Genomic DNA, 24,593 nt, shown 5'->3' with positions numbered 1-24,593 from the left:
TCGTTTCCCTCATCTTTCGGTCTGGTGGAAAGAAAACAGTGACCACTTTATGTGCAGTCACAATTAAGTGATAGACCTTAGGAAACAGAAAAGCAATGCGCAAAATTCACGCCAATGTCATATTTGTGAGCTATGTCCGCTGAATTTGCTAAGTGATTGATTTGGGATAACTGAAAGCAATATATTGATATTAAACAAAAAACCCTCTTTCGCAGTAATTTTTCATTAGCAACGAAAGAGGGTTTGACTGATATTAGACTAAATTAGAACAAAATATTACTTAACGTTTTGTAACTGAGCAGCAATAACCTTGGCTTCCTGCTGCCAGCCCTGCGCCAAGGTTCGGATCAGAGCATCGTAGCCGTCTTCACTCTGTTTAAGCTCGAGATCGAATGGCTGCTTAATCAACTGTCCCTGATGTTTCAGTATCCACACACCACGAATGACGGCGCGACCATCATAGCGGCCATGGAAGCCGGTTACAGTCACATTGAGGACATCCTGATCGCTATCCAGTGGTTGTGAAGAGACCAACCAACCCGGCAGCGCATTACTCAGATTGGTTACCAAGGTTTGCTGCAACTGTTGATCCAGTGGACTGGCCCACAAGTTGTTGCTGGCAATGACATACTGTACATCATTGGTTTGGTATACCACTCCCGTCGCAGCCAGATAATCAGCAACACCAACATGTTCAATCCATAATTGCCTTGAAGCAACACTACTACTGACCGTAGCAGGTGCGCTGAGTGCCGGTAACTGATAGTAGGTTTTGCCGGGTTCGCTACTGCAAGCGCTAAGTAACAGCGCTGCGAGAACTGCCATCCATTTCATCATTTTTTGGCCTTCTTAGGCTGAGGATCCTGACTTCCTGCCGCTTCAAATACCAGCGCGTTACTCTTCTCATTCAGCGTACGCAATACTGGCTGTAATTCACGCAAGACCTGATCTAACCGTTGCATATCACCCACCATCTTGTTGTAGGCCGGTGAACCTGGCTGGAAGCCTTTCATGCTGCGATTCAACTCATTCAGGGTTTTTTGCAGATCTTTGGGGAGATCCTGCATCGCCGGGCTTGAGGTGATTGCGGTCAATGCCGCCAAGGTTTTCTGAGTTTCACGCATCGTTTTCTGACTTTCAGCCAGTGTCTTCGTGACTTCATTCACCATTGGATCCAGAGGTAGACTATTAATCTTATCCAGTGTTTGCATCAATTTCTGCTGAATTTGCGCTAAACCACCACTGACTGTGGGCAGCAATGGATAGCCCGCCACTTCCAACGGCCCTTTCCACGGTTTGGCATCTGGGTAGAAATCCAGATCAATAAACAGCGCCCCCGTCAGCAAGTTACCTGATTTCAATGAGGCACGTAGCCCGCGTTCTTTGGCTGTTTTCAATATTTGCGCAAAGTTGGTATCCGAGCCTAAATCATCGCGGAAACGGCCTGGCTCAATGCGAATAAGCACCGGAATACGGAAATCATTATCAACTCGCTGCCTCATACCTTCGGTGAAGAACGGCACATCGGCCACAGTACCCACACGAATACCACGGAACTCTACCGGCGCACCAGACTGCAAACCACGTACAGAGTCGGAGAAGAACAACAAGAAATCTTCATGTTCAGTGAACAGAGAATTTTGAATGCTGCTGCGATTATCAAACAGTTTGAATTCAGCTTTATCTGCCGTGACCGGTTTGCCCAGATCCAAACCATCAGGCACATCGAAACTTACGCCACCACTGAAAAGGGTTGCCAGCGATGCCATTTCAACTCGCATTCCTTGTGATGATAGATCGACCGCTACACCACTGTCCTTCCAGAAACGGACATTACTGGTGACCAGACTGTCATAAGGCGCACCAATAAATAACTGATAACGCATTAAGCGTGACTTGGCATCGAAGGTGCTGGTTTCTACCGATCCGACCCGGTAGCCACGGAACAATACCGGGTCGCCAGCATTCAACTGCCCAGCCTGTTCGCTGTCCAGAATGATACGCACCCCTTTAGCATCAGGTGAGGCCAGCGGTGGGGAATCCAATAAGGTGAATTCACTTAATGATTTACCTTTGCTACCCGGTTGCAGCTCAATGTAAGCACCGGAAAGTAGTGTTCCCAGGCCAGATACACCCTCACGGCCAATCTGCGGCTTCACCACCCAGAAGACGGTATCGCCATGTAACAGGGTATTCATGCCTGAGCTGAGCCGTGCCTGCACGATAACATGGTTCAGATCCTCACTCAGCGTGACCTGCTCTACGATACCGACATCCACACTACGACTTTTTATTTTTGTTTTACCTGCTTCAATACCTTCGGCATTCAGTGTGGTCAATACCACCTGTGGCCCCTGGTGGCTGAAATGATAAAACAAAATCCATGCGCCAATCAGCACAGTGACAATCGGGATGATCCACACCGGCGACCATCGCTTGATTTTTTCAATTTCCGCCACATTCTGGCTGGGATTATTGTCCGTCACCTTGCGGCTCCTTTTGGGTTGATTCACTGATTCGATCCCAGGTTAAACGAGGATCAAAGGTTAATGCAGCAAACATTGTCAGAACCACTACCATGGCAAATAGCAGTGCACCAATCGCTGGATAAATACTCATCAGTTGCCCAATACGGACTAATGAAGAGAGCACAGCAATAACAAAGACATCGATCATTGACCAACGGCCAACAAATTCCACGATTTCATAGATGAAATGCATCCGTTCAGTATCGCTATTACCTTTACCTTTTGCATCCCAACACAGCCAGGCAATCGCTAACATTTTTAACGATGGCACCATGATACTGGCGATAAAAATCACCATCGCCACCGGATAAGAACCTTCGCTCCACAAGAAAATGACCCCCGCCATAATGGTAGAACCCATTTGACTCCCCAAACTTTCGGTAATCATAATCGGCATCAAATTAGCCGGAATATAGAGCAGAATCGAGGTGATCAATAGGGCCATTGTCCACTGCAAGCTATGGCGACGACGAACATAGCCATGAGTATGGCAGCGCGGGCATTGCACCTGGGATTGCGGCAAAATTGCGGTACAACAAGAACAGGATCGCAACCCCTGACGCAAACCAGTACGGCCCGCAACCAACGGGAGCTTCAGTTCAGGAGCCGGGGCAATATCCTGCCACATCCAATGACGATCGACACATTGGAAGGCGCGGACTTGTAACAGACAAAATAGGCAATAGGGGATAAAACTGCTGCCAATACCGATGTCGCCATACGCCATCAGTTTGACAAAGCTCACCAGCACACCGGCGAGGAAGATCTCAACCATGCACCAGCTTTTAAATTGGAATAACGCTTTCGCTATTGCGGCTTTCAAGTGGGCTGGCATCCGCACCCGCAGGCAAAGCAGGATGATGGCTACCATACAGAATGCCGGTATCAACTGAACCAGTACCATAAATAACGTTGCCATGCTGGCATAGTTATCTGACACCATGACTCTGGGTATTTGGAGTAAGGTAATTTCGCTGGTGATCCCGGCCACACGCATGTTGACGAACGGAAACATATTAGCCAGTAATAGCATAAATAATGCGCTAACCGCGTACCCCACAGGGCGCTTGCGTGGCTCATCCCACCTGGTAGTCAGTGTGGTTTTGCAACGCGGACATACCGCTTTAGTGCCATAAGGCAGGGAGGGTAAGGCCACTGACATGTCGCACTGCCGGCACAGGATGACATTCCCTGACTGCCCGCCGTGTTTAGGCTCAATAACAGAATACAATATCTATGTCCTTACGGCTGGCCTGTATATCCCTTCATCTTTCAACATGCAGATGGTTGGCTGTTCCGTTACTCCGCCATCCATGGTTCTCGCCTCTATCAGGCCGCTGCAAGCTACCTTCCTGCACGTTGAAATCTATTGGGTATTGTTGAACACCGTTCTATCAAGAGACTTACTATAACAATAGACATAATATCGTATTGCACGTCATCTGGTAGAACGGCGGTTACACATTTTTAACCGTTTTTCTGAGCTTCCAGCTCTTCCCAACGACCAAATGCTACTTCTAACGCCTGTTCAGCATCAGCTAATGCTTTCAAGACCTGTTGTGTCTCTTCATGCGGGCGGGAGAAAAAATCTGCGTGACCAACTTCAGCCTGTAACTCACTGATTTCATTTTCCAGTTTTTCTAGCTGTTGCGGTAACTGATCCAACTCACGTTGTAAGTTATAGCTCAACTTACCCGGGCGCTTAGCGGCGGGAGCATTACTCTTAACCGGTGTCGCAGTTTTGGTTTCTTCAACTTTAGCCGCTACCTGACGGATAGGTTTTGCCTCAGCACGTTGCTGATGCGCGTCATAATAGCCGCCAACAAAACTATTGATCTGGCCATTACCTTCAAAGATCCAACATTCAGTCACTGAGTTATCAACGAATTGACGGTCATGGCTTACCAACAGCACTGTGCCCTGATAGCTATCAACCATCTCTTCCAACAACTCCAGTGTTTCCACATCCAGATCGTTGGTCGGTTCATCGAGAATCAGTAAGTTGCTAGGCTTAAGGAATAATTTAGCCAATAACAGGCGATTACGCTCACCACCAGACAGCGCTTTCACCGGTGTCATTGCGCGTTTAGGGTGGAACAAGAAGTCTTGCAGGTAACCGAGTACATGGCGCGAGCGGCCATTTACCATCACTTCTTGCTTACCTTCTGCCAGGTTATCCATCACCGTACGTTCGGGATCAAGTTCTGCCCGATGCTGGTCAAAATAAGCCACTTCCAACTTGGTGCCACAATGTACTTTGCCGCTGTCCGCTTTAAGCTGACCGAGCATCAGTTTCAGTAATGTCGTTTTACCGCAACCATTTGGGCCCACCAGCGCGATTTTATCGCCACGCTGTACTTGTGCGGTAAAATCTTTCACTAATACTTTGCCATCAATCTGATAGTTAACATTCTCCAGATCAAAGACAATTTTGCCTGAACGCACAGTCTCTTCGACTTGCATCTTGGCTGTGCCCATCACTTCACGGCGTTCAGAACGCTCCATGCGCAGCGCTTTCAGCGCGCGCACACGGCCCTCGTTACGGGTGCGGCGCGCTTTGATACCTTGGCGTATCCACACTTCTTCCTGCGCCAGTTTGCGGTCAAATTCAGCGTTTTGCAGCTCTTCAACCCGCAGTGCTTCTTCTTTGCTGGCAAGATACAGTTCGTAATTCCCTGGCCATGACACCAATTTGCCACGATCAAGGTCGACAATACGGGTCGCCATCGCGCGGATAAAGGAACGGTCATGAGAGATAAACACGATGCTGCCCTGGAATTCTTTCAGGAAGCCTTCCAGCCAATTAATGGTTTCGATGTCCAAATGGTTGGTCGGTTCATCCAGCAGCAGCACTTTCGGCGAGCTTACCAGCGCACGGCCTAGTGCTGCTTTACGCAACCAACCACCTGACAGTGATGAAAGTTCGGCATCAGCAGATAAACCAAGTTGAACCAGCACTTCCTGAATGCGGCTGTCTAATTGCCACAAACCTTGATGGTCCAGAATCTCCTGCAATGCCGCCAGACGATTGAGGTTCTTCTCACTTGGGTCTAACTCAACCTGATGCAAGCTTGCGTGGTAGGCTTTTAAATGTTCAGCCTGTTCTTGCACGCCTTCAGCCACAAAGTCAAACACGGTACCGGCCACATTGCGTGGTGGGTCTTGTTGCAGACGCGCCACAATCAAATCTTGCTCATAAATGATGCGGCCATCATCCAGTGCGACTTCTTTGCTCAAAATTTTCAATAAGGTGGATTTACCTGCGCCATTACGGCCCACCAGACAAACGCGCTCGTTTGCCTCAATATGCAATTCAGTATTATCCAATAAAGGTGCATCGCTGAACGACAGCCAGGCACCGGACATGCTAATTAACGACATAGTTTCTACTTTTCCTCGTGGCTGTGGGTGACCAGCCAACAGTTGTGGATTTGACGATTACGGGCAAAGTCTTCTGATTGTGTCTGAGCTGTTATCTCTTTCGCTTCCAGCCCTAACGCCTTTATCCCGTCCAAATCCATCTGGAAACCGCGCTTATTGTTCGAGAACATGATTGTTCCCTTACGGCGCAGTAACCGTTTAAGTTCTTTCATCAGCACTAAGTGATCGCGCTGAACATCAAAGGTGGTCTCCATACGCTTGGAGTTGGAGAAAGTCGGTGGATCAATGAAGATCACATCGAACTGCTCATCGGTGTTACTGAGCCATGAAAGGCAATCAGCCTGAATCAAGCGGTGTTGTTGGCCAGTTAAGCCATTCACCCGCAAATTCTTCTCGGCCCACTCCAGATAGGTACGCGACATATCAACCGTCGTGGTACTGCGCGCACCACCCAAGCCGGCATGAACACTGGCCGTACCGGTATAGGCAAACAGGTTAAGGAAGTCTTTACCCTGGCTCATTTTACCTAGCATCTGGCGAGCGATACGGTGATCAAGGAACAGACCGGTATCGAGGTAATCGGTCAGGTTAACCCATAGCTTGGCGTTATATTCACTCACCAGCAGGAATTCACCTTTTTGTGCCAGCTTTTCGTATTGGTTTTTGCCCTTCTGGCGCTCACGGGTTTTTAATACCAATTGATTGGATGGGAGATCCAGTACCGCAAGGGTGGCATTAATCACATCAAATAAGCGCTGGCGGGCCTTTTGCGCATCAATCGTTTTCGGCGGCGCATATTCCTGTACCACCACTTTGCTGCCGTAACGATCGACGGCCACATTATAATCAGGCAAATCGGCATCATACAGACGGTAGCATTCGATACCCTGCTGTTTGGCCCACTTATCCAGCTTTTTCACGTTTTTACGTAGACGGTTGGCATAATCTTCTGCCACCTGAACACCCGCAGCACCCTGTGGATTCGCCGCTAACTGATAGTTTTTCTGCACGCAATCCAGCGGGCCATTTTTCGCTTTAAATTCACGTTCCGCCCGCAGTTGCAGGCAACTCAGCAATTCCGGTGATGCACTGAACAGCGATAAACGCCAGCCACCAAATGCCGATTTCATGATGCGACCGAGCATATTATGCAATGCAATCAATGCCGGCTCGCTTTCCAACCGCTCACCGTAAGGCGGGTTACTGATAACCGTGCCTACCGGCCCTTCCGGCAGGGGGTTCACTAACTTACTGACATCATTGGCATTGAAGCTAATCAGCTCTGATACCCCAGCGCGGCGGGCATTAGCACGCGCCATTTCGATAACTCGTCTGTCGATGTCTGAACCGAAGAAGCGAGAAGTGGTTTCCTGCAAACCATTGCGGGCACGCACTTGCGCCTCGGTGGTCAATTCACGCCATAGCACTTCGTTGAAGGCACTCCAGGCGGTAAAGCCCCAATGGGCGCGATGCAAACCAGGGGCGCGATCAGAGGCTATCATTGCCGCTTCAATCAGCAATGTACCGGAACCACACATCGGATCGACCATCGGTGTACCTGACTGCCAGCCAGAACGCTGGATAATTGCCGCTGCCAGGTTTTCTTTCAGGGGAGCCTGACCGGTCAGATCACGGTAGCCGCGCTGATGCAGCCCTTCACCACTGAGATCCAATGCCACACTGGCCATATCCCGTTGTAGGAAAACATTCACCCGAATATCCGGTTGCTGCTTGGCAACCGTTGGGCGCTGCTCCAACTTACGGGTAAAGCTGTCAACAATGGCATCTTTTACTTTCAATGCACCGTACTGGCTGTTGCGGATTTCATCATTCACGCCGCTAAAGTGCACAGCAAAGGTTTTATCCACACCAAAAATTGACGGCCAGTCGATCGCCTGCACCCCGAGGTACAAGTCCAAATCGCTGTAAACTTTAAATTCGTTAAGCGGTAACAAGATGCGCGAAGCCAGGCGGCTCCACAGCAGGCTTTGGTACATGAGTCGATCGTCACCCTGAAAATGTACCCCACCCTGTACTATTTTACAGTCGTGAGCGCCCAGCGCTTCGAGTTCGCTTTTTAACAGTTCTTCCAGTCCACGCGCCGTGCTGGCAAACAGAGAGTTCATATCGCACTATCACCAAAAAGAAAATTGTTGCGCATTATAGCTAATCCCAGCAGCTTGTCATAAAGTTGCTCCTTCTTATTTAATACTCGCACGGAGGCAATGGTGATTACCCTCTCCCGACTCTACGTTCATCCGGTGAAATCCATGCGCGGCTTGCAGCTTTCTCATGCTCAAGTCAGCAGCAGTGGGCTGGCCTTTGACCGCGTATTTATGATTACCGAACCGGATGGCACTTTTATTACTGCGCGCCAAAATCCGCAGATGGTGTTGTTCACCCCGGCATTAATGCCGGACGGTTTATATCTCACGGCGCCCGATGGCGAGAGTGCCAGTATCCGCTTTAATGATTTTTTAGCCAATGCTGAACCGACGGAAGTCTGGGGAAATCATTTTACGGCGCTAATTGCCCCTGAGACCATCAACAACTGGCTCAGTGGCTATTTTCAGCGTGAAGTGCAATTACGCTGGCTCGGTGCACAGTTAACCCGCAGGGTGAAGCCGATGCCAGAGATTCCACTGTCTTTTGCTGATGGCTTCCCTTACCTGCTCGTTAACGAAGCATCATTTAAAGAACTACAGCAACGCTGCCCTGGCAGTATTAAATTAGAACAGTTTCGCCCGAATTTAGTCGTAACCGGTGCCAGTGCATTTGCCGAAGACAGTTGGCAGGTGATTCGCGTTGGAGATATCACCTTTGATTTGGTTAAGCCATGCAGCCGTTGTGTATTAACCACCGTCAGCGTAGAACGCGGGCGGAAACACCCAGCCGGTGAGCCATTACGAACACTACAGACATTCCGAACTGCGGAAAATGGCGATATCGATTTTGGCCAGAATATGGTGGCCAGGAACAGCGGTATTATTCGGATAGGTGATGAAGTAGAAATTCTGTCAACCAAACCACCTCGGCCATACAGTGCAGGTGCCATAGTTGAAAGCCTGGCGGCACCACTTGATCAATCCAAAGCGGTATCGATTGAATATAACGGCATTCGCTTTAATGGTAATAATCAGCAGGTATTGCTGGAACAATTGGAACAACAAAATATCCGCATTCCTTATTCATGCCGGGCTGGGATATGTGGCAGTTGTAGAATTACATTAGTGAATGGCGATGTTGCACCTTTAAAACAGAGTGCCATTGGCAACGACGGAACTATTCTTTGTTGTAGCTGTATTCCCACAGGGGATATTACCCTCAGCGGTAAATAAGATAATCCCGATAAACTTACTCTCTGCACGCAGCTAACCACTTTACTGCGGTATGAAGGGGAATTATACCGCTCGGTCGAAAGCTGGGGCGGTATAAACCTCTGCAATGATAAGGGGCAACAAACGGTCATTCATTATCTTAATGGCATCACCTAATACCATCTGCCGTCCAGCTAATACCACTTGTGATTGTGCTAATAAACACAAACTTGCCGAATCACCCGACTCAACCACTAACAAGCGAACATCTTCACCACTATCCAATACTTTAACTAACGCCAACTCACCATTTTTTGGCATCAGCGCTTTAGGGTATTGTACAAAATACCAACTTTTAGGCATTAGTGGTTTTAGGAAACGAAATGCGACCAATGCATTTAACACTAATTCTGAACGTTGTTCATGGCTCAATTTAATTTGGCGACATTGATCTTCGAATTCAAAATAGAGAGCGGCATCGTCGACACAGAATGCGGATTCATCGAAAGCATCTGGGGTTAGCATTTTAGACGGGAAACGCGAGCGAAATATCATACCATTAGCTAAATCCAACATCAGTCGGTCGTGTTCGGTATCAAAATACCAACGCCATTTATCATCTGGTTTAATTCGCATATTTTTCCTTCCCGCCATGCTGCTAACATCATTGACTCAATAACTGAGTTCTTCGCCCATCAAATGGGATTAATTTCATATATCCGCATCATACTTCAAACAGCATGTGCGTTGGCGGCTCTCGTTACTCAGCCCATCCATGGAGCTCGCCTCTACGAGACCACTATAAGTCGCGTTCAAATCAGTTCACGACCACTTTGTTATTCGATTACCGGCTACCTGTAACTCACATTATTTAGGTATAGGGCTTTCGCTGTATATTTAATCTACCGGAGTAAAATATAGACGAGCCGGAGGAAGAAATAAACCCCCCGGCCAGTAATGAAGTTAAATAATTAGATATGAGTGATGATATTCTTAATCAAACCAGGCCCACGGAAGATAAAGCCGGAATAAATTTGAATCAATGAAGCACCTGCCGCCATTTTTTCGCGAGCGGCAGTAACCGAATCAATTCCACCTACCCCGATAATTGGCAGACGCCCTTGCAGCTCTTGTGATAAGCGACGAATGACTTCCGTGCTGCGTAATTGTAATGGTCGGCCACTTAAACCACCGGCTTGTTCGCAATAATTTAATCCCTGAATGAGAGAGCGATCTAACGTTGTATTAGTGGCAATAACGCCATCTATATTATGGCGAACTAAACTGTCAGCTATTTGGATCAACTCTTCCTCGGTAAGATCCGGCGCGATCTTTACTGCCACAGGAACATATTTATGATGGCGCTGATGTAATTCAGTTTGTTTATTTTTAATTGCTGCCAACAAATCATCTAACGCTTCACCATACTGCAAAGATCGTAACCCTGGGGTATTAGGTGAGGAGATATTAATCGCAATATATCCCGCGTAAGGATAAATTTTATCCATACAAATCAAGTAATCTTCTTTACCTTGCTCTACCGGGGTGTCTTTATTTTTCCCGATATTAATACCTAATATTCCGCCAAAATGTGATTTTTTGACATTTTCAATTAAGTTATCAACTCCGTGATTATTAAATCCCATCCGGTTGATCAAGCCTTCAGCTTCAACGATCCTAAACAACCTTGGCTTATCATTACCTGACTGTGGCCGGGGTGTCACCGTACCCACTTCGATAAAACCGAACCCCATCGCGCCCAGCGCATCAATACACTCACCGTCTTTATCCAGCCCCGCCGCCAAACCTAATGGATTTTTGAATGACAATCCCATACAGCTCACTGGTTTGGTTGGTACCGACTGGCGAACCAGGAATTCGAGTGGTGTGCCAGTAACACGTTTTAACTGCCGGAAAGTGAATTCATGGGCACGTTCTGGATCAAGCTGAAATAGTGCTTTTTTGACGAGTGGGTAGTACATGTGATCTCCTGACCGGCTTTCAACCTATGGATAGACGCGGGAATGGTAAATTTATCTATCAGGAAAGTAAACGATTGCTCAGTAAAGCCACGCAAAGAATCTCTTTGTTTAACTATATTGATAACAAGGTGTTAACTATTTGTAGGTCAAGAACCATAAAAAAGAGGGCATTGCTGCCCTCTGTGCTGTGAAGGTAACGTTAGTGGGCAGCGCTATTGGCTGATTCAGCCATTATGCGGCCAGTGCTTTAGTTATCTTCTCGTATAAATCACCGGACAGATTATCTAGCGTTTTAAGTTGCTCCAGCGCCTGGCGCATTAGAGCCTGACGGCCAGCATCATAACGTTTCAAGCGAATCAACGGCTCAATCAGCCGTGCAGCCACCTGCGGGTTACGGGTATTCAAATCACTGAGAATTTCGACTAGGAATTGATAACCACTGCCATCGCTGGCATGGAATGCCGCCGGATTACCCGAAGCAAAACTACCGACTAACGCACGAGTGCGATTTGGATTGCTCAAACTGAATGCCGGATGCTTAAGCAAAGCCCGCACCTGTGTCAAAACATCAGCCGCCGGACTCGTCGCTTGCAGTGCAAACCATTTATCCATAACCAAACCATCATGATTCCAACGCATATCGAAGGCTGTAAGCAACTCATCACGGCAAGGTAATTGTGCAGAGACTGCCGCCGCCAATGCGGCCAGCGAATCAGTCATATTATCCGCCTGGTGGTATTGTGACGAGACCAGCTTGTTAGCAAAATCTTCATCAGCAAAAGCCAGATAATTCAGGCAGGTATTACGCAATGCACGCTTGGCAATATCACTGTGTTCAATACGATACACAGGTGTCATATTCGCAACATATACGGCTAACAGTTCATCAGACAATGCCTGAGCCAAACAACGAGTAATAGCCTCATGAACCGCACTGATCGCCAGCGGATCAATGGTAGTAAACAGCTCTGCTATTTCATTTTCTGACGGTAAGGTCAAGATCTGCGCTGCCAGAGCCGGATCAAGATTTTCATCGAGTAATACTGCCCGGAAAGCATCCGCAACGTGAGTGGGTAAACTCAGCGGCTGTTTCTGCTGATACTTGGCAACATTAAGTTTGATATAGGTTGCCAGCAAGCTCTGGGCAGCATCCCAACGAGAGAATTCATTACGCGCATGCTGCATCAGGAAAGTGAGCTGCTGATCACTGTAGGTATAATCCAGTTTGACTGGGGCGGAGAATTCGCGCAGCAAAGAGGGGATCGGCGTATGTTCAACATTATCAAAGGTAAATGTCTGCTCAGACTCCGTCACATTCAGGACATGATGGACGGGCAAGCCGTTTTTCTGTAGCGCAATCACATTACCGTTACTGTCATATAGTTCAATATCTAATGGAATATGCAGCGGCAGTTTTTCCGGCTGGTCAGCGGTTGGTAAGGTTTTCTGGCTGACGTGCAGATGGTACTGCTGCTTCTCAGCATCATAGTCATCACGAATGGTCAGAATCGGAGTGCCGGACTGGCTATACCAGCGACGGAATAAAGAGAGATCGACATTCGATGCATCTTCCATTGCTTGTACAAAATCATCGCACGTTGCGGCACTACCATCATGGCGTTCAAAATAGAGCTGCATACCGGCCTGGAATTGTTGTTCACCCAGTAGGGTATGCATCATGCGGATAACTTCTGAACCCTTCTCATACACGGTAAGGGTGTAAAAGTTGTTCATCTCGATAACTTTGTCTGGTCGAATAGCATGGGCCATTGGGCTGGCATCTTCGGCAAACTGTGCGGCACGCATTACGCGTACGTTCTCAATTCGATTAACTGAACGTGAACCTAAATCAGAGCTGAACTCTTGATCACGGAATACCGTCAAGCCCTCTTTCAGGCTTAACTGGAACCAATCACGGCACGTGACTCGATTACCTGTCCAATTATGAAAATATTCATGTCCGATAACCGCTTCAATATTCAGATAATCTTTATCTGTTGCTGTTTCAGCTTTTGCCAGAACATATTTAGAGTTGAATACATTCAGGCCTTTATTTTCCATCGCACCCATATTGAAGAAATCAACCGCGACAATCATATAGATGTCGAGATCGTATTCCAGACCAAAACGAGTCTCATCCCATTTCATGGAGTTCTTCAACGACGTCATCGCCCAGTCGGCACGATCTAAATTACCGCGGTCAACAAAAAGCTCTAATGCGACTTCACGCCCGGAGCGGGTAATGAACTTATCGCGCAAGACATCAAAATCACCGGCAACCAGAGCAAACAGATAACAAGGCTTAGGGAATGGATCTTGCCATTTTATCCAATGACGACCATCTTCCAGTGCCCCCTGCCCCACAGGGTTACCATTGGAAAGCAAATAAGGATAACGAGATTTGTCAGCCACGATGCGGGTCGTAAAGCGGGCCAAAACATCAGGACGGTCTAAATAGTAAGTAATATGGCGGAAACCTTCAGCTTCACACTGGGTGCACAGCGCGTCACCGGAAAGATATAATCCCTCAAGTGCACTGTTGGTCGCAGGATGAATATCATTGACGATTGTCAGTGTGAAATGTGCGGGTAATTGCTCAATGACCAGCGAGTTATCCTGTAGCTGATAATGAGGCCAAACTTGCCCATCAACACTGATACTGACGAGCGTGAGATCCTCACCATTTAGAATCAACGGCGTCACATCTGCTACCTGACGTTTTACTTTACTGACCGCCGTTACCGTCGTTTTTTGCGCATCCAGTGCGAAGTCCAAATCGATATCGGTAATGGTGTAATCCGGCGATTTATAATCGTGACGGTATTTAGCTTGCGGCTGTTGTGTCATAGGAACCCTTTTGACGTCATCAGTGAATATGATTATCAGGTCTGTATTAATAGTCGTATAAGGCCAGTATCACGGCGACCAGAACATTGCTGTCAGCCCATTAGCCTCAGACTCAGATAGCTTTTTAATGTATCACAATTGTAAAAAAAACCTAGGTGAGAGCGAGTGCTATTACGGCAGATAACGCATTGAATGTGCTTTTTTCGAGCCGCCTCGCAGCTCATTTTCCTTCTTGCATTTGGCGAGCAAAATATCCGTTGATTTGCTCGGTATCGTCATTTCTGACAGCAGAATATGCCAATACCATCAGACGAAACCCGACATCATGCACATTGGCCTTCATACATTAATAAGATTGAACATAGATTCAGATCTTTTTGTCGTTGCCCCCCTAACTCATCGTTTTCTTTAACGCAAAATAGCCATCCATTCCATATAACAATAAAAAATAAGCTCAACACACTGAAGATTCAACACTTCATAATACATATTATCGATTTAACAAAAACAACAGAGACGTCGTTTTATTTAAAATAAAATTATGTTCTATTTCAATGAAGGATTGTTAAGATATTCAAATGTAAAAGGAGTTATTATGACCAGCAGAATCAATTCACGTGTCATTCATCAAGCTGCAAGAAACATTTCTCCTGTCGGAGGCTGGGCCGCTGAAGCCGGAGGAACTACCGGAGGCAGCGAAGCCACCAGTGATGATATTTATCTGGTTTTTTCGGTATCAGAACTTAGACGGGCATTATCGGAATCAGGAGAGCGGCCGAAGATAATTCAAGTATATGGTCTGATTGATGTGAGTGAAGGTCTTCCTTATCAGGACCAAGCAGACCAGAAACAGCGTGGTATTGTTTATCTCAATGCCAATACCACGTTAATTGGTGTCACCGAGAATGCGAAATTTATCGAAGGTTCAATCATTATCCAAGATGCCAGTAATGTTATCGTTCATAACATCTATATTGAGAACCCAGTAGATGTCGATCCCCAGTTTGAAGAAGGTGATGGGTGGAATGCTGAATGGGATGGTTTAAATATCATTAATTCACACCATGTCTGGATCGACCATGTCACGTTTAGTGATGGCCGTTTTACGATTGATCAATACACCGAGAAGGATGGCTGGAAGTTTGTTCAGCATGATGGCGCGTTAGATATTAAACGCGGCTCTGACTATGTCACGATTTCTCACTGCCGTTTTGAATTACATGACAAAACTATTTTGATTGGTCATAGCGATAGTAATGCTGAGCAAGATGCAGGAACCATGCACGTTACATTCTTTAATAATTACTTTACGCGGATAATCCAGCGTACTCCTCGAGTTCGTTTCGGCAGCATACATCTCTATAATAATTTATTTGAGCAAGATAAATCAGATCCTATATATCCCTACGAATACAGCTATGGCTTGGGTTATCAGTCTAGTATTTTATCAGAGAAAAATATATTTTTGGTTAATGACCTTACGGCTGAATGTCGGGTAATGAAGGCGTTTAATGGCGGCGATAAAGTTAATGATGACAGCTCGACTTTTAACCATAGCCTTGCTGAACTCAACAATTGTGGGTTTGACGCTGATATCGGCTGGGTCCCACCCTATGCCTATGATGTTGTAGCGCTTAGCCAAGAATTCATCGACCATATCCGCAATCAAGCGGGATCGGGTCTACCCTACGGCCATCTTCCCTGATCGCACTTATCTAAGTCGATGTCTAAACATATAGTATGATGTTTGCTATTTCCCCACATTACTCTGCGTTGATTGTGATATCTCAATGATGGGGAAATACCCGCACCAGGCTGCCAAGGTGACCTCTGATAACTAACAGGAAACAAAGATTTACCTTTTGTTGCCCGGTAGTGCAATTTAATAACCCTATATTTTATAAGTCAATTTATCCTTTATTCGCTAAACAGCTAAAAATCTGACCTTAAGGGCCAACACCACTAAAGAAAATAACCGTTTCACTGATAATGGCACGTTTAATCCTAGACCTGTGATTAGCATTTATGGTGTGATGAGGCTTCAATAACAGGATAATACCGGTATACTCCTGCGACTTTATAGATTATGTCCAAAGTAATTGGTGTTGCCGGTCGGCGGCCAGTGAACGCATTACGATGAGCTTACATAAGTAGGTCATTCGGGTGAGTGAACGAAGCAGCCCTGACAACTTCAAGTACCAAAGGGATATGCTGACTGCGGAAAATGCTCCTACGAGGATGCTGTATAGCGCCATGACCCAAGACGCCTCACCGATTTTGACTTCACTGCTTGATACGGATGCTTATAAGCTCCATATGCAACAAGCCGTGTTCCATCGCTATCGCCATATTACCGTTGCCGCTGAATTCCGCTGCCGTGGTGATGAGTTGCTGGGCGAATATGCCGATGAAATCCGCCATCAGATAGCGCTAATGAAACAATTAGCGTTAACCGATGATGAGTTTACCTACCTCTCGGGGTTACCCTTCTTTCAAGATGATTACCTCAATTGGTTGCGGGATTTTCGTTTTAACCCTGAGCAGGTCACCGTATCCAATAATGACGGTAAATTAGATATTCGGATTGCCGGTTTATGGTGCGAAACGATTTTATGGGAAGTCCCTTTGCTGGCGGTGATCAGTGAAATCGTTCATCGGCGCCGGTCAGTCGGTGTCACAACAGCCGAGGCCGTCACGCAACTGCGCAACAAACTTCAGCAGTTTAAGATTCTCAGCGCGGATATCGATATTAGTCATTTCAAGCTAATGGATTTTGGCACCCGTCGCCGTTTTTCACGCGATATACAGCATGCTATTGTCAGCAGCTTAAAAGATGAGTTCCCCTATATTGTAGGTACCAGCAACTATGATTTAGCCCGCAACCTGGCATTAGCTCCGGTCGGTACTCAAGCCCATGAATGGTTCCAGGCTCATCAGCAGATAAGTCCGATACTGGCCAATAGTCAGCGCGTGGCACTTCAAGTCTGGTTAGATGAGTACCCAAATCAACTTGGTGTCGCACTGACTGACTGTATTACCATGGATGCCTTCTTGCGCGATTTTGATGAGACATTCGCCAATCGCTATCAAGGATTGCGCCATGACTCAGGTGACCCGGTAGAATGGGGTGAAAAAGCTATCGCCCATTATGAAAAGCTGGGTATTGACCCAATGAGTAAAACATTGGTGTTCTCAGATAATTTAGATCTGGAAAAAGCGTTGTCACTCTATCGCCATTTCTATCAACGAATTAAATTGGTGTTCGGTATCGGTACCCGTTTAACTTGTGATATTCCCGGCGTTAAACCGCTCAACATTGTCATTAAACTGGTTGAATGCAACAACAAGCCGGTCGCAAAACTCTCGGATAGTCCGGGTAAAACTATCTGTCAGGACCCGGCTTTTGTTGATGAGTTACGCGAAGCATTCGCCCTGCCGTTAGTCAAAAAGGCCAGTTAGTATCGGCCTGCATAATGAGGGTTCGTCGGGGCGTTAATATAGCCCGGCGAGCCACTTCACTTAGCCGTTTTCCCCTCACAACCACTTCCCAATTAAACCCAGCTCTGATTTGTGCCGCCTTTATTAAGGATAACGACAGAAATGTTGCACTGATCTGGTGATTTCTACTTGTGTCCTGCACTGCCGCAAGTAACATAGCAACATCCCCATTTGGTTGGGTTGTTAACTATTTCTATATCAAAACTATTAAAGAGAGAAATCTATGAGCGTAGTGCCTGTAGTCGACGTACTGCAAGGCCGTGCTGCGGTTGACAGTGAAGTCACCGTACGCGGTTGGGTGCGTACCCGGAGAGATTCTAAAGCGGGTATCTCCTTCGTTGCCGTTTATGACGGTTCCTGCTTTGACCCGTTACAGGCCGTCGTGAATAATGCTTTGCCTAATTATCAGGATGAAGTACTGCATCTGACTACCGGCTGCTCAGTAGAAGTCACTGGAACAGTGGTGGCATCACCAGGTGAAGGCCAGAGCTTTGAAATTCAGGCAACTGCTATCAAAGTGGTCGGCTGGGTTGATGATCCCGATACCTATCCGATGGCGGCAAAACGTCACAGCATCGAATACTTGCGCGAAGTGGCTCACTTACGCCCACGTACAAACCTGATTGGTGCTGTTGCCCGTGTCCGCCATACCTTAGCGCAGGCAATTCACCGTTTCTTCGATGAAAACGGCTACTTCTGGGTTTCTACCCCACTGATCACCGCATCAGACACCGAAGGTGCTGGTGAAATGTTCCGTGTGTCGACGCTGGATCTGGAAAACTTGCCACGCACGGATACTGGAGCTGTCGATTTCAGCGAGGATTTCTTCGGTAAAGAAGCATTCCTGACGGTATCCGGTCAGTTGAATGGAGAAACCTACGCCAGTGCATTGTCCAAAGTTTACACTTTCGGCCCCACTTTCCGGGCAGAAAACTCCAACACTAGCCGTCATTTGGCGGAGTTCTGGATGGTTGAACCTGAAGTCGCATTTGCTTCTTTAGATGACGTCGCCGCATTGGCCGAGAAAATGCTGAAATATGTTTTCCAGGCTGTGCTCAATGAACGTGCTGATGACATGAAGTTCTTTGCTGAGCGGGTAGATAAAGACGCGGTAGATCGCCTACAACGTTTTGTCACCTCTGATTTTGCTCAGGTTGATTACACCGACGCTATCGAGATTTTGCTAGCATCGGGCCAGAAATTTGAAAATGACGTGTCATGGGGCATAGATTTGTCTTCTGAACATGAGCGTTATTTGGCTGAGAAACACTTTAAGGCACCGGTAGTGGTTAAAAACTACCCGAAAGACATTAAAGCTTTCTATATGCGGATGAACGAAGATGGCAAAACCGTTGCAGCGATGGATGTATTAGCGCCGGGAATTGGTGAAATCATCGGGGGTTCACAACGTGAAGAGCGCTTAGATGTGTTGGACGCACGTCTGGAAGAGATGGGCCTCAATAAAGAAGATTATTGGTGGTATCGTGATCTGCGTCGCTACGGTACGGTACCGCATTCAGGATTTGGCCTTGGATTTGAACGATTGATCTCCTATGTAACAGGGGTGCAAAACGTTCGGGATGTCATCCCATTCCCACGCACGCCGAGAAATGCCAGCTTCTAAGTTCGTCATTTCGAAAAAAAATGTTTATTTGTATAAATAAAAGCCAGCTCAGCTGGCTTTTGTCATTTTTTAAAGTTCGATCTAAGTCACAAAGTTCCCCAGTATTTACATTTAGTAACACATAGTATCTCAATGAAACACATTCAGGTAATTGGTAGCATTTTCGGTGTGGATTATCAGGTCTGTGAATGGAACACTGCGTTCAGACACAGACGACACCAAACTCTCAACAATAGTTCCAAAAAAATTATTGGCGGCAGTGGCAGGTGTCCGAATAACACCAATGAGGGTAATAATAATGATGAAGCGCAATATTCTTGCAGTAGTAATCCCAGCATTGTTAGTAGCTGGCGCAGCTAATGCAGCAGAAATCTACAACAAAGACGGCAACAAACTTGATCTGTACGGTAAAGTTGATGCGCGTCACCAGTTCTCTGACAACGCTGGCCAAGACGGCGACGAAACTTATGTTCGTTTCGGCTTCAAAGGTGAAACCCAAATTACTGACCAACTGACCGGTTACGGCCAGTGGGAATACAACGTTCAGGCTAACCACGCTGAATCTCAAGGCGACAAAGGCAACAAAACCCGTCTGGGCTTTGCTGGTCTGAAATTTGCTGAGTTCGGTTCATTGGACTACGGCCGTAACTACGGCGTAATCTATGACGTCAACGCATGGACTGACATGCTGCCAGTGTTCGGTGGCGACTCTATCTCTAACTCTGATAACTACATGACTGGTCGTTCTACTGGTCTGGCTACTTATCGTAACACCAACTTCTTCGGTCTGGTTGATGGCCTGAACTTTGCTCTGCAATATCAAGGCAAAAACCAGAATGACCGTGCTGGTTCTATTGACCCAGTTACCGGTGTTTACACTGGTGCTAACCTGAAAGACCAGAATGGCGACGGTTTCGGTATCTCTTCAACTTATGATATCGGTTACGGTGTGAACTTTGGTGCTGGTTTCTCTTCTGCAAACCGCACTAACGAGCAAAAAGCATTCAGCACAGCTAACGGTGAAAAAGCTCAGGCATGGAACGTTGGCGCTAAATACGACGCTAACAACGTATACTTGGCTGTAATGTATGCTGAAACTCAGAACCTGACTCCATACGGTGATTTTAGCAATACTATTGCTAACAAAACTCGTGATATTGAAATCACTGCACAGTATCAGTTTGATTTCGGTCTGCGTCCTTCTTTAGGCTACGTACAGTCTAAAGGTAAAGACCTGGATTACGTAAACTACAACAACCACGACCTGGTTAAATATGTTTCTGTTGGTACTTACTACGCATTCAACAAAAACATGACTACCTATGTAGATTACAAAATCAACTTGCTGGATGAAGACAACTTCACCCGTGATAACAAGCTGAACACTGATGACGTTGTTGGTGTTGGCTTGGTATACCAGTTCTAAGTTAAACTTAATCACGCAGTTTATCTGCTGACATAAGTTGAAAAAAGACAGGGCTTCGGCTCTGTCTTTTTGTTTTTATCCTTAGTCAATAGAGGGATATTACGCTGTCGAATGCACTATTTTGCCGATTTTTCACCCTGAATTCCCCCGCCTCACAACATTCATTTCTTTTTATAGCAAACGGTTGGCAAAGGCTGCAACTGGCGCTACCCTGATAGTTCTGTTTGCTTAACGCTAAGCCATGGAAGCCTCTGACATGTTTGAAAAAATCACTGCTGCACCTGCTGACCCGATTTTGGGCCTGACCGATATTTTCCGCGCGGATGACCGCCCTCATAAAATCAATCTGGGGATTGGTGTCTACAAAGACGAAACCGGTAAAACGCCGGTGCTGACCAGCGTGAAGAAAGCTGAGCAGTATTTGCTGGAAAACGAAGTTACTAAAAACTATCTGGGTATTGATGGCCTGCCGGTTTTCGCCAGTTGCACGCAAAAACTGTTGTTCGGTGCCGACAGCGCTATTATTGCCGATAAGCGTGCGCGTACCGCTCAAACCCCAGGTGGTACCGGTGGGTTACGTATTGCTGCTGATTTTATCGCCCATCAGACCAGCGCTAAACGTGTCTGGGTCAGTAATCCTAGCTGGCCGAACCATAAAAATATCTTCGCCGCTGCCGGGCTTGAAGTGGTTGAGTATGCCTATTATGACGCTGCGAACCATTCACTGGACTTCGATGGGCTATTAAAAAGCCTCTCAGAAGCTCAGGCTGGCGACGTAGTGCTATTCCATGGCTGCTGCCATAACCCTACCGGTATCGACCCAACCGAAGCCCAATGGAGCCAATTAGCTGAGCTGTCAGTTGCCAAAGGTTGGCTGCCACTGTTTGACTTCGCCTACCAAGGTTTTGCCAAAGGTTTGGAGGAAGATGCTCAGGGGCTGCGTATTTTCGCTGCTAAACATCAGGAACTGATCGTTTGTAGCTCTTATTCGAAAAACTTTGGTTTGTATAATGAGCGTGTCGGGGCTTGCACCATTGTTGCCGCTAGCAGCGACGTGGCCGATATCGCCTTCAGCCAGGTTAAAGCCGTTATCCGTGCTAACTATTCCAACCCACCAGCCCATGGGGCGTCAGTGGTTGCCACCATCCTGAGCAACGCGACATTGCGCGCCATTTGGGAACAAGAACTGACCGATATGCGCCAGCGCATTCATCGTATGCGTCAGTTGTTTGTGAATACATTGCAGGAAAAAGGTGCGAAGCAGGACTTCAGCTTTATCATTAACCAGAATGGGATGTTTTCATTCAGTGGCCTGACTAAAGAGCAGGTTCTGCGCCTACGCAATGAGTTTGCTGTTTATGCTGTCAACTCTGGCCGAGTAAACGTTGCAGGTATGACACCTGATAACATGGCTCCGCTGTGTGAAGCTATCGTTGCTGTGCTGTGATTAGGCATCAATGACCTACCGTAAAAAGGGTGCATATGCACCCTTTTTATTTTGTTTCAAATGTCAGAATATGAGTCTTAATGGAACATATATTTGGCAAATTCGCTCATCGGCATGGGCCGCCCATACATATAGCCTTGCAGATAGTCGACGTTATGGGCCTGTAAATAGCGCATTTGAGTGTCGTTTTCGACTCCCTCTGCAATGGTCTGCAACCCCAGTCGGGTCGCGAGATCGATAACATTCCCGACAATGTGGCTCGACAATGCATCGGAACCAATCATGCCAACAAAACTTTGGTCAATTTTCAGAAAATCCACTTTAAAGTTCTGCAAATAAGTCAGACTTGAATGCCCGGTACCAAAATCGTCGATAGCAATAAATACCCCCAAAGCATGCAACTCGGCAAATAATCGGTCAGTAATCTCATCGGCAACGATTAATTTCCGTTCGGTTAATTCCAATGTGATATTGATTTTATTACCACCAAAGGCCTGAATAAAACGGCGGCAATCATCTACCAGACTCAGATCACGGCAATGGTTAGCACTGATATTAAAACCAAAGTGAAAACCTTCCGGTAACTGATTTACGTAAGGTGCAAAAGTGGTACTAACTTGCTGCATGATAGCGCGAGTCATCGGAACAATAAGTTCACTGTCCTCGGCCATCGGAATAAATTTATTCGGCTGAATTAAACCATTAACAGGATGCTGCCAACGCATTAGAACTTCACAACCCACCCAGCATTGCTCTTTGCCTGATACTATCGGCTGCATATAAGCAACAAACTCGTTGTTTTCTAACGCCTGTTTTAATACCTGTGTGGGTGATGCCGCCCTACCCGATAACCAGAAAACCAGCGCGGCTGAACCGATGCTCATTAAGATGAAAAATATCAGGCTACCTTGATTATATTGCCAGGCATAGGCCAAATATTGCTGGTTAGAGAGCGTCGTATTTAATGAATAAGCAAACTTGTCTGAGGCCAGATATAACGGTTCGCTTCCCTCGGGGGGGTGGCCTGGATGTACCATACCCACCGCATCCATCCATTTATCACCCACTCTCAGATACAACTGTATATCACCACTTAATAAGTTAAGGATGCTGCGCAGATAATAGCCATCGACCGCAACCAGTATGCTGTAATCACCTCGCGCCAGCCGATACACCATCAAAGCACGATCTGGAGTGACATCATTCCCCTGCATTAGCTCCAGTTGACCATCAACGAACACATCTAGATCAAACGGCGTGGAAAGTGGGCCATATATCGAGGAACAATAGATGGTCGTCCCCTTAGCTAAAGAGACTGAACGCACATCCGGTATAATGACAACTTGATCCCGCAGATTTTGAACAACTTGCATGCAAGGTTTGCCTAATCCGGTTTCTACCTGAAGCGCCGCATGCTGCAAATTATTAAATATCTGCTCGAATCGAGCCCTACCTTGTAATAACTTAGCTTCAGCATCCTGATGCATATTGGCTTTGGTTTGCGCATAAATCACTGCCGCCCCTAGCAACAGAAATAAGAATAATACCATGAAAGAAAAACTTAGCCGGGACAGGAATTTATTCAGTCTGAAACGACGAAACGGCATAGTGGCTTCCATTGAAAGGCGCTCGTAATATTACGAACTCAAAACGGCAGCAGAAACAGTGCCGGGTCAATAAACGTGACGACTGTTTGTTGGTCAGGCTTTATCCATCTCGCAAAGATAATATAAGCACCGACCGCTATCATCATTATGATCACAGCACCAATAGATAAATAACTATTGCTTCAAAAAATATGTAAATCACTTATTCAATATAACGTAAAAAGGCACCAGACGGTGCCTTCTTTGAAATTCTAGCTGTTTATGATGTCGACATCACCAAATAGCCGGTTCTTCACGTATAAACGGGTTAGTCTGCCGTTCATGGCCTAACGTAGACATTGGACCATGACCGGGAATAAACGTTATGTCATCACCTAAAGGCAACAATTTAGTCCGAATGGAGTTAATCAGTTGTTGGTGATCACCGCGTGGGAAATCACTACGCCCAACACCACCGTTAAAGATAACATCACCGACCAGTGCCAGACGCCCCTGTTGGTCAATGAAGACAATGTGACCTGGCGTATGCCCAGGGCAATGCAATACCGATAACTCCACTTCACCAACAGTGATTTTGTCACCCTCGGTCAACCAACGGGTTGGGGTAAAAGCTTCACATTCGCTCAAACCAAACATTCTGCTCTGCGCCGGTAGCCCTTCCAACCAGAACGTATCTTCTTTTTCAGGGCCATAAATCGGGATATCAAAATGAGCGGCTAACTCAGCAGCAGCACCCACATGATCCAGATGGCCGTGAGTCAACAAAATCTGGCTGACCTTTACCCCCTGACGTGCAACTTCAGCAATGATCTTGGCTGCATCACCACCAGGGTCTACCAATGCGGCCTGCTTTGTGGCTTCACACCAGATTAAGGTGCAGTTCTGGCTAAAGGCCGTCACCGGAATAATTTGATATTTCATAAAACTCCACCCCAA

The 24,593-nt window shown here is 46.7% G+C and carries 16 protein-coding genes; 6 read left to right on the top strand and 10 right to left on the bottom strand.

Annotated features, from left to right (window positions below):
- Positions 1-276: 276 nt before the first annotated feature.
- The 5 genes from pqiC to rlmKL all read right to left on the bottom strand — a co-directional run bounded on the left by pqiC (position 277) and on the right by rlmKL (position 8,035).
- On the bottom strand, positions 277-837 hold the full coding sequence (gene pqiC / locus V1953_RS07870) for a membrane integrity-associated transporter subunit PqiC (protein ID WP_083158464.1): 561 nt from the start codon (positions 835-837) through the stop codon (positions 277-279).
- Entirely contained in the window at positions 834-2,486 is a 1,653-nt protein-coding gene (gene pqiB, locus V1953_RS07865) for an intermembrane transport protein PqiB (protein ID WP_193784634.1), read from the bottom strand. Before pqiB ends, pqiC begins: the two co-directional genes overlap by 4 nt.
- Positions 2,473-3,759, bottom strand: a complete 1,287-nt coding sequence (pqiA, locus tag V1953_RS07860; protein WP_420073599.1) for a membrane integrity-associated transporter subunit PqiA — start codon at positions 3,757-3,759, stop codon at positions 2,473-2,475. The genes pqiB and pqiA overlap by 14 nt, the downstream gene beginning before the upstream one ends.
- Before the next feature lie 236 nt (positions 3,760-3,995).
- Positions 3,996-5,909 (bottom strand): ABC transporter ATP-binding protein, encoded by a 1,914-nt coding sequence (locus V1953_RS07855; protein WP_372569308.1) that lies wholly within the window; start codon positions 5,907-5,909, stop codon positions 3,996-3,998.
- A gap of 5 nt (positions 5,910-5,914) precedes the next feature.
- Complete coding sequence (gene rlmKL / locus V1953_RS07850) at positions 5,915-8,035, bottom strand: bifunctional 23S rRNA (guanine(2069)-N(7))-methyltransferase RlmK/23S rRNA (guanine(2445)-N(2))-methyltransferase RlmL (protein ID WP_083158461.1); 2,121 nt, start codon at positions 8,033-8,035, stop codon at positions 5,915-5,917.
- A 99-nt stretch (positions 8,036-8,134) separates the two neighbouring features.
- Between rlmKL and V1953_RS07845 the strand changes: the two genes are divergently transcribed.
- Entirely contained in the window at positions 8,135-9,247 is a 1,113-nt protein-coding gene (locus V1953_RS07845; RefSeq protein ID WP_420073600.1) for a YcbX family protein, read from the top strand.
- A gap of 63 nt (positions 9,248-9,310) precedes the next feature.
- Here the strand turns inward: V1953_RS07845 and V1953_RS07840 are convergent, their stop codons facing one another.
- The 3 genes from V1953_RS07840 to pepN all read right to left on the bottom strand — a co-directional run bounded on the left by V1953_RS07840 (position 9,311) and on the right by pepN (position 14,055).
- Positions 9,311-9,862, bottom strand: coding sequence for a cell division protein ZapC (locus V1953_RS07840; RefSeq protein WP_083158459.1), 552 nt, complete (start codon positions 9,860-9,862; stop codon positions 9,311-9,313).
- A 335-nt stretch (positions 9,863-10,197) separates the two neighbouring features.
- Positions 10,198-11,208, bottom strand: a complete 1,011-nt coding sequence (gene pyrD / locus V1953_RS07835) for a quinone-dependent dihydroorotate dehydrogenase (protein ID WP_005184626.1) — start codon at positions 11,206-11,208, stop codon at positions 10,198-10,200.
- 231 nt (positions 11,209-11,439) lie between these two features.
- Positions 11,440-14,055 carry an aminopeptidase N gene (gene pepN, locus V1953_RS07830; protein ID WP_420073601.1) on the bottom strand — a complete coding sequence of 872 codons (2,616 nt, stop codon included), beginning with the start codon at positions 14,053-14,055 and terminating at the stop codon, positions 11,440-11,442.
- 595 nt (positions 14,056-14,650) lie between these two features.
- On the opposite strand from pepN, the gene V1953_RS07825 reads away from it, so the two are divergent.
- The 5 genes from V1953_RS07825 to V1953_RS07805 all read left to right on the top strand — a co-directional run bounded on the left by V1953_RS07825 (position 14,651) and on the right by V1953_RS07805 (position 22,050).
- Positions 14,651-15,760, top strand: a complete 1,110-nt coding sequence (locus V1953_RS07825) for a pectate lyase family protein (RefSeq protein ID WP_372569310.1) — start codon at positions 14,651-14,653, stop codon at positions 15,758-15,760.
- Positions 15,761-16,308: 548 nt separating this feature from the next.
- Entirely contained in the window at positions 16,309-17,514 is a 1,206-nt protein-coding gene (gene pncB, locus V1953_RS07820; protein WP_083163557.1) for a nicotinate phosphoribosyltransferase, read from the top strand.
- A 262-nt stretch (positions 17,515-17,776) separates the two neighbouring features.
- Complete coding sequence (asnS, locus tag V1953_RS07815; RefSeq protein WP_083158454.1) at positions 17,777-19,177, top strand: asparagine--tRNA ligase; 1,401 nt, start codon at positions 17,777-17,779, stop codon at positions 19,175-19,177.
- 301 nt (positions 19,178-19,478) lie between these two features.
- The gene (gene ompF / locus V1953_RS07810; protein WP_372569894.1) at positions 19,479-20,603 is read left to right on the top strand and encodes a porin OmpF; all 1,125 of its coding nucleotides are present in this window, start codon (positions 19,479-19,481) and stop codon (positions 20,601-20,603) included.
- A gap of 256 nt (positions 20,604-20,859) precedes the next feature.
- Positions 20,860-22,050, top strand: coding sequence for an amino acid aminotransferase (locus V1953_RS07805; protein WP_083158452.1), 1,191 nt, complete (start codon positions 20,860-20,862; stop codon positions 22,048-22,050).
- 77 nt (positions 22,051-22,127) lie between these two features.
- Here V1953_RS07805 and V1953_RS07800 read toward each other — a convergent pair whose 3' ends face one another.
- Together V1953_RS07800 and V1953_RS07795 are read right to left on the bottom strand one after the other, a co-directional pair.
- On the bottom strand, positions 22,128-23,657 hold the full coding sequence (locus tag V1953_RS07800) for an EAL domain-containing protein (RefSeq protein ID WP_083158451.1): 1,530 nt from the start codon (positions 23,655-23,657) through the stop codon (positions 22,128-22,130).
- A gap of 273 nt (positions 23,658-23,930) precedes the next feature.
- Positions 23,931-24,578, bottom strand: coding sequence for an MBL fold metallo-hydrolase (locus V1953_RS07795; protein ID WP_083158450.1), 648 nt, complete (start codon positions 24,576-24,578; stop codon positions 23,931-23,933).
- Positions 24,579-24,593 lie beyond the last annotated feature (15 nt).

Source organism: Yersinia sp. 2541 StPb PI (genome assembly GCF_052217145.1).
Lineage (GTDB): Bacteria > Pseudomonadota > Gammaproteobacteria > Enterobacterales > Enterobacteriaceae > Yersinia > Yersinia enterocolitica_E.
This window is presented reverse-complemented; position numbering and strand designations above follow the sequence as displayed.